This window comes from Aquabacterium sp. UBA2148 (genome assembly GCF_002328915.1).
Classification (GTDB): domain Bacteria; phylum Pseudomonadota; class Gammaproteobacteria; order Burkholderiales; family Burkholderiaceae_C; genus Aquabacterium; species Aquabacterium parvum.
This window is the reverse complement of the sequence record NZ_DCXA01000309.1, coordinates 1-10,410: the sequence shown is the minus strand read 5'-3', so window position 1 is coordinate 10,410 and position 10,410 is coordinate 1. Positions and strand designations below refer to the sequence as shown.

Sequence of the window (10,410 nt, the reverse complement as noted above, 5' to 3'; positions counted from 1 at the left end):
CTTGCCGGGGCATTGGGTCTTGAGGTGGCGGGCAGCGCCGATGCCGGACAGGCCAGCGCCCACGATCAGGACGTCAAAGTGTTCAGCCATGTGGGGAGTCTCCGTTTGCGAGGTCAGGGGGCCGGCCGGCAGGTGCTTGATGAGAGGCAAGCGGGCCCCGGCTGCAATGTGATAACGAGTGTGTGCACTTTATATTTGAAAAGGACGATTGTCAAATTAGGGTTGGACCCTAGAACGGGGGCATTCCGTGGGGTCTGCACGGGGCACGGGCCCCTGTTCGCGGGGCAGCGGCACAATGCACCAGCCCATTTTCGCCACCACTTCATCCACGCCCCGATCGGGCCTTTGCTGATGTCCGTGACCTCCACCCCGACTCTCCGTGCAGCCATCATCGACCTGGACGGCACCATGGTCGATACCCTCGGCGACTTCCACGTCGTGCTCCAGCACACCCTGGCCGACATGGGCTGTCACCCCATCGAGCTGGCCCGTGTGGACCGCGAGTTCCTCTCGCTGACCGTGGGCAAGGGCACCGACGACCTGTTGCGCCGCAGCCTGGCCCATGCCTGGGGCCTGCCCGATGATTCGCCCGAGGCAGTCCAAGCCGTGCCCGAAGCCTGGCAGCACTACCAGCGCCATTACGACCGCCTCAACGGCCAGCATGCCGATGTCTTCCCCGGTGTGCCCGAAGGGCTGAATCAACTGCGCGAGCTCGGCGTGCCCCTGGCCTGCCTGACCAACAAGCCCACCGCCTTCGCCGAGCAGCTGCTCAAGCTCAAAGGCCTGCGCGGCCACTTCCGGCACGTGTTCGGCGGTGATGCCTTTGCGCGCAAGAAGCCCGACCCGCTGCCCCTGCTCAAAACCTGCGAGGCCCTGGGAAGTGAACCCGCTGCCACGCTGATGGTGGGCGACTCCAGCAACGACGCGCAGGCCGCCCGCGCCGCCGGCTGCCCGGTGCTGCTGGTGACCCATGGCTACAACCACGGCCACCCGATCACCGAGGTGCCGGCGCTGGCGCACGTGAACCGACTGGATCAGGTCGACTGGGCGAAGTTGTTCGCGGGCTGACTGCGCGCGGTTGATCCACCCAGCCCACCCACCAACGCAAACGGGGCCCGAAGGCCCCGTTGTCACGTCAGCTTGCCCAGGAAGGGCGACGGCCGATCAGAGCAGCGCTTCCAGCACCGGCTGAGCGCGGTGGTCGAGCAGCGCGTCTTTCAGGTCTTGCGTGGTCGGGTTGGTGCCCAGCCAAACGCGCAGGATGGCGGGGAAGAAGTTCGCGTCGGCGATCGGCAGGCCGGCGGGCTGGCCGTTGACGTAGAACACCGTGCCACGCTTGGGCACGTACTCCACCGACAGGGTGTCGTTGGCGTTCAGGCGACGGATGCGCGAGAACTGTTCGCCCATGATGCGGATGGACGGGATCAGGCTGAAGAACTCCTGGCGCGGGCTGTTGGCCTCGATGCCGCGGGTGATGACCTTGCCGATTTCGTCCACGCGCATGCCTTGCAGCATCACGAAGCGCAGCTCCTTGGGGCCGTTGGTCGAGAACACGACCTCGGCCTTGTTGGTCTTCTGGGGCACGTACAGGCCCACTGTGTAGAGCTTGGCCACCGCGCGGTAGGACACGCCCGTGCCGTTGAGCGTCAGGGGCACGCCTTCCACCTTGACGGTGGGTTGGTAGTGCACGCCCACCGTGTTGGCGGCTTGGGCCCAAACACTGCTCACGCTCGTCAGACCCATGGCGAGCCCTGCGGCCAGACCGCAGAGGAGGCGAGCGCCGGCGGGCGCCGGAGATGCCAGGTTCAGCTTCATGGTGTGTCTCTCTCGTCGTTGGATGGATCCGGAGATCCGTAATGAATTGTTACCCGTGCGGCGCGTCACACAACCTTCGTTTTCCCTGGTCCCTAGGGATGTCCCGCCGGTCGAATGAGGGGGAATGGCCGCCTGCCGATGCCGACCTGGCGCGCGACCGACCCCCTGCTACACTGGATTCATGTTCGTCTCACGCAAACAGACCAAAGGTCCGCATGACCGGGGGGCATGGCCCTGGCGATGCTGATGCCTGCCTGAAGGTTTTTTGTGGGTGAGCGGCGCGATGATAGGTGCCCGCCCCCACCGCCAAAGGTCTCACCTGGCGAAATGGGTAAGCGCTGGTAAACGCAGCCGGCGCGAGGTGCCCAGATCACCAAAAAGGGTGAGGGACAGAGACGACACATCACCGTGGCACCGGGCCGGCGAGCCCATTTTGTGCCCTGGGGCTCGGAGGCCCACCACCATGATCACCCGTTCCGAATTCGACGCATTGGCCGCTGAGGGCCACAACCGCATCCCCCTGGTCGCCCAGGCCCTGGCCGACCTCGACACCCCGCTGTCGCTCTACCTCAAGCTCACGCAGGGCAAGCCTTTGAGCTTCCTGCTCGAGTCGGTGGTGGGTGGCGAGCGCTTCGGGCGCTACTCCTTCGTGGGGCTGCCGGCCCGCACGCTGGTTCGCGCCACCGGCCGGCACATCGAGGTCGTCACCGACGGCGCCGTGGTCGAAACGCATGAAGCCAACCCGCTGGACTTCATCGAGGCCTATCAAGGGCGCTTCAAGGCCGCCGTTCCCCAGGGCCTGCCGCGCTTTTGCGGTGGCCTGGCCGGCTACTTCGGCTACGACACGGTGCGCCACATCGAGCCGCGCCTGGCCAAAACGCACAAACCCGGTGGCATCGGCACGCCCGACATCCTGCTGCTGCAGTGCGAAGAGCTCGCTGTCATCGACAACCTGGCCGACCGCCTGTTCCTCATCGTCTACGCTGACCCGGCCCAGCCTGGCGCCTACGACCGCGCGGTCGATCGCTTGGGCGAGTTGCAGTCTCGCCTGAACGCCGTCGTGCCCGTGCCGCCCGTGGCACCGACCGAATCCCATCCTGTGGAGCGGCATTTCGCCAAGGCAGATTTCGAGGCGGCAGTGCTGCGCTGCAAGGAATACATCGCCGCGGGCGACTGCATGCAGGTCGTCATCGGCCAGCGCCTGCAAAAGCGCTTCACCGCCTCGCCGCTGACGCTCTACCGCGCGCTGCGCTCGCTCAACCCGAGCCCCTACATGTACTACTACGACATGGGTGACCACCATGTCGTGGGCTCGAGCCCCGAGATCCTGGTGCGCCAGGAGAAGAACACCGAGGGCGGCGAAACGGTGACCATCCGCCCGATCGCCGGCACGCGCCCGCGCGGCGCCACGCCCGAGGCCGACGCCGCCAACGAGCGCGAGCTGCTGGCCGACCCGAAGGAGCGCGCCGAGCACGTCATGCTGATCGACCTGGCGCGCAACGACATCGGCCGCATCGCCAAGACGGGTTCGGTGAAGGTGACCGAGGCCTTCGGCATCGAGCGCTACTCGCACGTCATGCACATCGTCAGCAACGTCGAGGGCGCGCTCAAAGACGGCATGAGCGGCCTGGACGTGCTGCGCGCCAGCTTCCCGGCGGGCACGCTCAGCGGTGCGCCCAAGATCCGCGCCATGGAGATCATCGATGAGCTGGAACCCGTGCAGCGCGGTGTCTACGGCGGTGCCGTCGGCTACCTGAGCTTCGCGGGCGACATGGACGTGGCCATCGCCATCCGCACCGGCGTCATCAAGGACCAGGTGCTGTACGTGCAGGCCGGCGCCGGCGTGGTGGCCGATTCGGTGCCCGAGCTCGAATGGAAAGAGACCGAGGCCAAGGCCCGCGCCGTGGTGCGTGCGGCCGAGATGGTCGAACAAGGCCTTTGATTCGCCCTCATCCGGGGAGCGGACATGTCTGATGTCCGGATCCTCGGATCAGGGGGGTGGATTCCGGCATTGTTCAACACCTCAGGCGGGATTCCACCCATGCCCCGGGATGGGGCGATGACCGATTCTGGAAGACCAAGACAGCCTGCTTTGCGCAGGCCTTCCAGACCGTGCTGTACCCCTTTGTTTTTTTCATCGCCGTGATGCTGGTCACCGGCAGCGCCCTGCTGCTGGTCTGGCGCAAGGATCGTTCGCTGATCTTCGCGGCGCTGTTGGGGTTTGCGCACCTCGTCTACTGCTTCAACCCGGTGGCCTACTGGGCTTGGGGGCAGCCTCAGCCGGCCTTGCACATGCTCGGTGCCCTCGGGTTGATCGGCGTGGCCGCCGGTTCGCTGACCTTGTTGGTCGCGGGGTTGGCGCACCTCTCGCGCAAGCGCTGGCCGCGTCACGCGGCACCGGCGCTGTTCTTCGGTCAGTCGGCGCTGTACGGCGGCCTGCTGCTGGTCGACATCCAACTGGCGCAAGCCGGCGTGGCAGCGCTCAACACCCTGGTCGGCCTGGTGGTTTGCCGCTGGTTGTGGGGTGGTGGCTTGAGCCAGCGCACCGTGGGCATCGTGCTGGTGTTGCTGGGCCTGAACCACTTCAGCTTCGTGTTCGGCGGGGAGGCGGCCGCTCCCGTTCAATCCACCGTCGCGGCGGTGTTGCGCCTGACGCTTTGCCTGGCGCTGCTGTACGCGGCCATGGTGCGTTCGGCGGCGCGCGCCAACCGGCTCAAAGACCGGTTTTTTGCCTTGACCGAGCGCTCGCACCAGGGCGTGGCCGTGGTGCGCCGGGGCATGGTCACCTACGCCAACCCGGCGTTTCGGCGCATTTTCGGCATGGACGCGGTGGCCGAGGTGCCCGAGATCTTCTCGCCCGAGTGGGTGGCGCGCACCGTGCCGGCCACCGATCGCGAAGCCGCCACCGACATGGCCACGCAGGTCATCCGTGGACAGATGGAGCAGGCCGAGTGGGGCGGCGAGCGCCTCTCGCTCGACGGCCGCCGACTGCACCTGCGCTACAAGGCCTGGCAGGTCGATTGGGATGGTCAGAAGGCGCTGCAGGTCGTGGTCTCGGACGAGACCGCCCAGCAGGCCGCCGCCCAGGCCCTGCAATGGCGCTCGCGCCACGACGAACTCACCGGTCTGCCCAACCGGGCTGCGCTGCTGCGCCGCCTGGGCACCTGCTTCGAGGACTGGGACCATGACGGCTTCGTGCTGCTGTTGCTCGACGTCGATCGCTTCAAGTTTTTCAACGAGGCCCATGGTCACCGGGTGGGCGACGAGGTGCTGATCGGCGTGGCCCACCTGCTTCGCGACCAGTTGCAGGACCGCGCCGAGGTCATGCGACTGGGCGAGGACGAGTTCGCCCTGCTGGCGCCGGCCCAGGGCGATCCGGCGCGCGTGTCCACCGACCTGGCCCACACCATTCGCCGCCTGCTCAGCGAGCCGCTGACCGTGCGCGAGCACCGCTTCTACATCGACGTGTCGATGGGCGTGGCCACGCACCCTTCTTCGGCGCAGGGGCCCGAGCAACTGCTGCAGGCTGCCCACGCCGCCATGCACGAGGCCAAGCGCCTGCCAGGCACCTCGGTGCAGTTCGCCGCCGACCAGATCAAGCAAGGCATGGCCGCTTTCTTCAACGCCGAACAAGCCCTGCGAGCGGCCTTGCAGAACCACGAGTTCACGCTGGTCTACCAGCCCAAGGTGTGCGCGCAGCGGGGCGAGCTCATCGGTTTCGAAGCCCTGGTGCGTTGGGACCGACCGGGCATCGGCCGCGTCAGCCCGCTGGACTTCATCCCTGCGGCCGAGCGCACCGGCCTGATCGTGCCTTTGGGTGCGCAGATTTTGAGCGAGGCCTGCAGACAGCTCGCGGCTTGGCGCCAGGCGGGCCTGCGCATCGTGCCGGTGGCGGTCAACGTGTCGCCGCTGCAGTTGCTGGATGCCAACTTCCCTGCGCAGGTCATGCAGACGCTCAGGCAACACAGCCTGCCGCCGCGCGCCTTGACCCTGGAGATCACCGAGACGGCCGCCGTCACGCACATGGACCAGGCCATGGCCCACATCAAGCTGTTGCGCGAGCAGGGCGTGGAGGTGGCGCTCGATGACTTCGGCACCGGCTTTTCGTCGCTGAACATGCTGCGCAGCCTGCCGCTGCAGACGGTCAAGATCGACCGATCGCTGATCGACCCGATGCCCAACACCGAGGCCGTGGCCGTGGTCAAGGCCATCTGCGACCTGGCCTCGGTGCTCGATCTCGACGTGGTGGCCGAAGGCGTGGAGACCCCCGAGCACGCCCGTGCCGCTCGCGAGGCGGGTTGTCACGCCTTGCAGGGCTACTTGTACGCCCGCCCGCTCAGCGTCGACGAAGCCACGGGTTGGCTGGCTCGCGCCACCCTGGTCAGCCAGGTCGAGCCTGAATCAGGCTTTCACACGACGGTGGTCTGACCAACGCCGCAGCGCAGCCTGGGCCGGGGCTTCGAGCCAGCGGTAGGTCAGCGCTGCCAGGCCGAAGGTCGCCACCAGGTAAGCCAGCAGCCACCAAGGCGAGTGCAGGGGCAGGTTGGCGGGGTTGGCGCCGCTCAGGTTGGCCACCAGCAGCTGCAGCGGAAAGTGCAGCAGGTAGCTGGCGTAGGTGGTGTGGCCCAGCGTGGTCAGGCCGCGCGAGATGCGTTCGGAGCGGGGCTGCACCAGTGCCAACAAGGCCAGCATCGCCACGGGCGTCAGCAGGGCGACGTAGAACATCGGGCGCAGCATGCCCATGAACGCCAGGCCCGTGCCCAGTGCCAGCGCCACGGCCATGCCGGTTTGGGCCAAGCCCCGCAACGCCAGGGTGGTGCCTTGCAGCCACCGCCAAGCCGCGTGCGTGAGCCCGCCCAGGTAGAAAAAGAACAGGCACAGCACCAGCGGGTGTGGCGTCAGCTTGAGCGCGTAGATGGCGCCCGTGACCGCGATGACCGCGCCGATCTGCCAGGGCCGCACCCAGCCCAGTCGGCTGAGCGCGAAGAACACGCCATAAGCCAGCACCTCGATGGAAATGCTCCAGATGGGTCCGTTGAACGACCACTCGCTGCGCCCAGCCCAGTCGCTGGCCAGGAACAGCTGCAGCACGAAGTGCTCGGCGTCGTTGTGGGTGTAGACGTAGTCTTGCCCGGTTTGGGCTCGGTACCAGGCGATCAGCGGCAGCATGGCCAGCAAGGTGACCAGGTGCAGCGGGTACAGGCGCGAAAACCGCAGCCAGGCGAAGCGGCCTGCGGCCACCTTGCCATCGGCCACCGCCTGCCCGTACTTCCAGAAGAAGATGAAGCCCGATAGCGCCCAGAAGGCCTGCACGCCCAGCCAGCCGTGGCCGTAAAAAGGCGCCAGCCAGCCCGCCAGGGGCTGCACGGCGTGGTCGTGCGTCATGTCGGCCGTGACCGGCCCCACCACGTAGAAGTGCTGGTAGTGCCACAGCAGCACCGACAGGGCGCAGACGAAGCGCATCAGCTCCAGGCCCAGCAGGGTGGCCGGGGCGCCGGGTGGCGCGGCGGGGCGAGTGGCAGGGCGAGCAGCGAGGGCGCGTGGTGCAGGCATAGAGCGCCGATCATGCAGCAAGCTCGTGGCCTGACCCCGTCGCCTTGGGCAGTCATCCAAGGGGGGCCGTCACCGAGGTTCGCTCACCTTGGTGACGGTGGCCCTGGGCTTTTTCGCCTCAAACGAGGTGGGCTGCTTCCTGAGACTTTGGAGCCTTTTGGGCTTTTTGAGCGCCTTGACGGCGTGCTCGCTGCCAACCCAACAGCCCCAGGCCAACCGCCGCCAGGGCGAAGCTGCCGGGCTCGGGAACCGAGCTGACCAGGGTGGGGTCGAAGCTGGTGGTCATGTAGGTGTCGGTCACCATAGAGGCGGAGACTCCCACCACAATTGGCTGAGCACTCCTGTTCTCGAGGCGAGCGACGACCACATAGGAGCTCGGTTCGTCATCGTTCAAGGTGATGTTCCCCTCGTGACTCGTGGTGACATGTCCTTCGTGATCGACGCTGTAAGAGTCAACGAAAAATAAAGTAGCCCCGGTGGAGCTGATGAGTGGAGACGTGCCGCCTGCAGCGGATAAGTACAGATTGAAAACCCCGCGGGTTTTGGCGTACGCGGTTGTCATCGTCTTGCCGAGGGCTTCAGAGAGGATCGAGTCAGTGACGAAGATGCTTGGGTCGTTTTGTTGGCTCAGCGTGACCACTGCAGTGACTTCCACTGCGGAGTTGGTGCCCAGAAAAATACTCTGATCGGAATATCCAAGGTGGGTGTCGTGAAACTCGAAGTGCATATCGTAGGGAAGCCCCACTGGGAGCGGGTTGGCAAGCCGATGCTTGAGCTCATCTGAGTCCTGAATGGACTCATGTAACGTGACCGCCCCCGGTTCGACATGGATTTGTGCTCGACTGTTGCCGGCGTCGAAGATGTTGCCTTGGGTCCCCAGCAGCGGGTTGGCATGGACGTAAAACCACTCACCCCAATCGCCGAACAATCCACCGCCGGACTGGTAACTCTGGACCGCGTGCCAGTAAAGATCGGAATCGGCTATCTCAGCGGGGGTGAGTGGTCTCGATGTGTCGATCAACGGTCGGGACTCGCCTGAAGCAAGGTTGATGGTCCTCGCCTTGACGTTGTTCAGCGAGATGGTGACGCCGAGCAGATCGGCCGCCAGGGTGGTGGAACTCACGGTCAGCGCGAGCACGCTGACGCCCAAGGATGCGATGAAACGCATGGTCTCTCCCTCGATTGATTGATGTGAAACGAACGCTATCGAACTCCTGGTGAAAACTCAACCGGGCTAGCCCACGGCCGTCGTGCGCCGCCACCACCTGCCCCCGCATTCGCGGGTGAGCTGCTGCGGTGATGGACCGGCGTGAAATGGCCGGGCTGCGCCGCCGTGGCCCGAGGTGGCTAGAATGTCCAGCATGCGTGTGTCCTCGTCTCCCTCAGCAGACCTGTGCCGTCGGCGTTGGCGTAAGCCTGCGAACTGACCGAACCATCGCGCCCTCGAAGGCGCCAGACGCCCCATCCGCCGCGACACTGGGCCCTCCAGTGATCAAAAGCGGGTTTCCGAGCGGGCCGGACAACGGGGGCTGCCCAGCGCCCCTCACGAACTCCACAGGAAAGAGCGCACATGCTGCTGATGATCGACAACTACGACAGCTTCACCTTCAACCTGGTGCAGTACTTCTGCGAACTGGGTGAAGAGGTCAAGGTGGTGCGCAACGACGAGGTCACCCTCGACGAGATCGCCGCCATGAAGCCCGACCGCCTGGTGCTTTCGCCCGGCCCCTGCTCACCCGCCGAAGCCGGTGTGTGCGTGCCCGCGCTGCAGCGCTTCACCGGCCAGCTGCCCATCCTGGGCGTGTGCCTGGGGCACCAGAGCATCGGTGCGGCCCTGGGCGGCAAGGTGATCCGCGCCCGCGAGCAGATGCATGGCAAGACCAGCGTCATCACCACCGATGAACAGGGCGTCTTCGCCGGCCTGCCCAGGCAGTTCACCGTGATCCGCTACCACTCGCTGGCCATCGAGCGCGCCACGCTGCCCGAGTGCCTGCACATCTCGGCCGAGACCGAAGACGGCGAGATCATGGGCGTGCGCCACAAGGGCTCGCTCACCGACCCCAACTTCGCACCCCTGGAAGGCGTGCAGTTCCACCCCGAGTCCATCCTGACCGAGCACGGCCACGCCATGCTGGCCAACTTCCTGAAGATGTGAGGCGCCAGCCATGAGCCAGATCACCGATCAGCAAGCCCTGCAGCGCGTCATCGAGCACCGCGAGATCTTCCACGACGAGATGCTGGGCCTGATGCGCCGCATCATGACCGGTGAGATGTCGCCCGTGGTCATGGCCGCGCTCATCACGGGCCTGCGCGTCAAGAAGGAAACCGTGGGCGAGATCACCGCCGCGGCCCAGGTCATGCGTGAGTTCGCCACGCCCGTGCAGGTCGATGACAAGCACCACATGGTCGACCTGTGCGGCACCGGTGGCGACGGCGCCCACACCTTCAACATCAGCACCACGGCCATGTTCGTGGCCGCTGCCGCCGGCGCGCGCGTGGCCAAGCATGGCGGGCGCTCGATGTCCTCGTCCACAGGCAGCGCCGACGTGCTCGAATCGCTCGGCGTGGGCATCAACCTGCAGCCCGCCAACGTGGCCCAGGCCCTGCTTGATACCGGCATCGGCTTCATGTTCGCGCCCAACCACCATGGCGCCATGAAGCACGCCGCGCCCGTGCGCAAGGAGTTGGGGGTGCGAACGCTGTTCAACATCCTCGGGCCCTTGACCAACCCGGCCGGTGCGCCCAACCAGCTGATGGGCGTTTTCCACCCTGACCTGGTCGGCATCATGGCGCGCGTGCTGCAACGCCTGGGCTCCAAGCACGTGCTCGTCGTGCACGGCAGCGACGGCCTCGACGAAATCACCCTCAACGGCGACACCCTGGTGGCCGAGCTCAAAGACGGCGAGGTGCGCGAGTACCGCATCCACCCCGGCCAGTTCGGCATCGCCGAGCACGACGGCTCCATGCTCAAGGCGCAGACGCGCGAGATGTCGCAAGCCATCCTGCAGCGTGTGCTGGCCAACGAGGCCGGCCCGGCGCGCG

General features: G+C 66.3%; 8 protein-coding genes. 5 read left to right on the top strand and 3 right to left on the bottom strand.

From position 1 onward, the window contains the following. Nucleotides 1-351 precede the first annotated feature (351 nt). On the top strand, nt 352-1,068 hold the full coding sequence (gene gph / locus B2W70_RS16985) for a phosphoglycolate phosphatase (RefSeq protein WP_058086768.1): 717 nt from the start codon (nt 352-354) through the stop codon (nt 1,066-1,068). Between the two features lie 96 nt (nt 1,069-1,164). On the opposite strand, the gene B2W70_RS16980 is transcribed toward gph, so the two are convergent. After that, nucleotides 1,165-1,815: a chalcone isomerase family protein gene (locus B2W70_RS16980; RefSeq protein WP_058086769.1), complete on the bottom strand. Its 651-nt coding sequence runs from the start codon at nt 1,813-1,815 to the stop codon at nt 1,165-1,167. 463 nt (nt 1,816-2,278) lie between these two features. Here B2W70_RS16980 and trpE point away from each other — a divergent pair, with 463 nt between their 5' ends. Next, entirely contained in the window at nt 2,279-3,757 is a 1,479-nt protein-coding gene (gene trpE, locus B2W70_RS16975; protein ID WP_286747600.1) for an anthranilate synthase component I, read from the top strand. Nucleotides 3,758-3,813: 56 nt separating this feature from the next. Beyond that, nucleotides 3,814-6,243, top strand: coding sequence for a putative bifunctional diguanylate cyclase/phosphodiesterase (locus B2W70_RS16970; protein ID WP_286747598.1), 2,430 nt, complete (start codon nt 3,814-3,816; stop codon nt 6,241-6,243). On the opposite strand, the gene B2W70_RS16965 is transcribed toward B2W70_RS16970, so the two are convergent. Both B2W70_RS16965 and B2W70_RS16960 read right to left on the bottom strand, forming a co-directional pair. Then, nucleotides 6,217-7,368: an acyltransferase family protein gene (locus B2W70_RS16965; protein WP_286747596.1), complete on the bottom strand. Its 1,152-nt coding sequence runs from the start codon at nt 7,366-7,368 to the stop codon at nt 6,217-6,219. The genes B2W70_RS16970 and B2W70_RS16965 overlap by 27 nt on opposite strands. 118 nt (nt 7,369-7,486) lie before the next feature. Next, nucleotides 7,487-8,536, bottom strand: a complete 1,050-nt coding sequence (locus tag B2W70_RS16960; RefSeq protein ID WP_286747594.1) for a PEP-CTERM sorting domain-containing protein — start codon at nt 8,534-8,536, stop codon at nt 7,487-7,489. 402 nt (nt 8,537-8,938) lie between these two features. Here B2W70_RS16960 and B2W70_RS16955 point away from each other — a divergent pair, with 402 nt between their 5' ends. Both B2W70_RS16955 and trpD read left to right on the top strand, forming a co-directional pair. Continuing rightward, complete coding sequence (locus B2W70_RS16955; protein ID WP_286747593.1) at nt 8,939-9,523, top strand: aminodeoxychorismate/anthranilate synthase component II; 585 nt, start codon at nt 8,939-8,941, stop codon at nt 9,521-9,523. A 10-nt stretch (nt 9,524-9,533) separates the two neighbouring features. Further along, nucleotides 9,534-10,410, top strand: an 877-nt coding sequence (gene trpD, locus B2W70_RS16950) for an anthranilate phosphoribosyltransferase (protein WP_286747591.1), incomplete at its 3' end; no start/stop codon positions are given.